The sequence below is a fragment of the Gulosibacter chungangensis genome (assembly GCF_008831155.1).
GTDB classification, from domain to species: Bacteria; Actinomycetota; Actinomycetes; order Actinomycetales; family Microbacteriaceae; genus Gulosibacter; species Gulosibacter chungangensis.
Genome location: NZ_WBKB01000019.1, coordinates 1 through 1083 on the forward strand (window position 1 = coordinate 1; position 1083 = coordinate 1083).

The 1083-nt window shown below is 58.8% G+C and carries 1 protein-coding gene; it reads left to right on the forward strand.

Translation table 11 applies throughout. From position 1 onward, the window contains the following. Positions 1-116 precede the first annotated feature (116 nt). Positions 117-962 carry a sugar phosphate isomerase/epimerase family protein gene (locus F8O05_RS14705; RefSeq protein WP_158053508.1) on the forward strand — a complete coding sequence of 282 codons (846 nt, stop codon included), beginning with the start codon at positions 117-119 and terminating at the stop codon, positions 960-962. Positions 963-1083: the final 121 nt, after the last annotated feature.

Consider the following 1083-nt stretch of genomic DNA (forward strand, 5'->3'; position numbering starts at 1 on the left):
AACGGCAGGCTCGAGCACCTCCGCGGCTCGGCGCTCGGCTTCCGGAACCTCACCCACTACATCGCGCGCAGCCTGCTCGAAACCGGCGGGTTCAGACCGTCACTACACCCTCGTTCGTGAAGAGCCAGTTTGGTGGCGGGTCTTGGTCCCCAAAACCACACCTCGACGTTGAGCATTTGCTGTCATCGAAAAATGCTCGCGATGAATTCCAGAAGAAACTCGCGGATGCGGGTCTGGAGATATCAGCGCTCAATGCCAGCGGGAATCAGCTGCACCCTGCGGAGCCAGGGAACGATGAGCTGACCAGGGACGTTGTGCGAGTTGCTGGTGAGCTTGGGGTGGAGACCGTCGTGTTGATGTCTGGGCTTCCAGCTGGCGTCCCGGGAGATCAGATGCCGAACTGGATTACTACCTCGTGGCCGCCTGAAACCACCCAGATGTTGCAGTATCAGTGGAACGAGGTGGCACTGCCCTATTGGGAAGGCTTCGCGAAATTCTCGACCGCGCAGGGAGTTAGCAAACTCGCGGTTGAGATGCACGCGAACCAGCTTGTGTACAACGTGCCCTCACTGTTGCACCTACGCCGTGAAATCGGTGACATTGTCGGCGCGAATTTTGACCCGAGTCACCTCATGTGGATGGGAGCGGACCCGCTCGAGGCGGTCGCTGCGCTCAGTGGCGCTATCTATCACGTGCACGCCAAAGACACTCGGATTGAGCAAGCAGCCGCGGTGCGGAGCCGACTTGAATATTTGACGGTTGACCACCCGCTCGAGCGGTCATGGAACTACGTCACTGTCGGTCGCGGTAATGCCGTTGCATTTTGGCGTGAACTCATTAGCGAGCTCCAAAAGGCCGGTTACGACGATGCGCTTTCGATTGAGCATGAGGACGCCCAGGTGAGCGGTGCGGATGGTGTTCGCGAGGCGGCGGCGACGCTCAAGGCGGCACTGGCCGACTAGTGTCGCGTGTCGTTAGTTCCTAAATGGTTAGTGGGTTGAGAGAATAATGCATGGCGAATTCTCCAGCCCCGGCCCTTGCTCTTTACGATGGTGATCACGACGAACTCGTCTCCTGGACGAG